The sequence below is a fragment of the Streptomyces sp. AC627_RSS907 genome (assembly GCF_019049165.1).
This window is the reverse complement of sequence record NZ_JAGMUE010000195.1, coordinates 1-571: the sequence shown is the minus strand read 5'-3', so window position 1 is coordinate 571 and position 571 is coordinate 1. Positions and strand designations below refer to the sequence as shown.

At 69.2% G+C, this 571-nt stretch carries 1 protein-coding gene; it reads right to left on the bottom strand.

Annotated elements, in window-relative coordinates:
• A partial coding sequence (locus KUM32_RS31415) for a HAMP domain-containing protein (RefSeq protein WP_217145357.1) occupies positions 1-571 on the bottom strand: 571 nt, incomplete at both ends.

The window sequence follows — 571 nt, the reverse complement described above, 5'->3', positions numbered from 1 at the left end:
GCCCGGAGCCGATCTTGAGGTAGCCGGCCGGGACATTCTCGATGACGATGGTCCGCTTCTCCTCGGCGGCCGTCCCGACCAGCCCGTCACCCGGCTCGAAGGTGGTGGGCATGTCGTGCTTCGAGTAGCCGTAACCGCCGATCATGCGCAGCTCGTACGCCCCGCTCCCCGAACCGTCGCCGGCCTCCTGGGTGGCGTCCATGGCGTCGCCGGTGGGCGTGGCCAGGAAGAACGCGCCGTGCTGCGCGGTGACCACCGGCGTCAGCTCGCTCATGATCAGCCGCGCCACGTCCTCCATGTCGCGCCGGCCCTGCATGAGCCCGGAGATGCGGGCCAGGTTGCCCTTGAGCCAGTCCTGCTCCTTGTTGGCCAGCGTGGTCTCACGCAGGTTGGCGATCATCGTGTTGATGTTCTCCTGGAGCGCCAGGATCTCGCCCGCCGCGTCCGCCTCGATCTTGAGGCTGAGGTCGCCGCGGGTCACCGCGGTGGCCACTTCGGCGATGGCGCGCACGTGCCGGGTGAGGTTGCCGGCCATCTCGTTCACCGACACGGTCAGGTCCTGCCAGGTGCC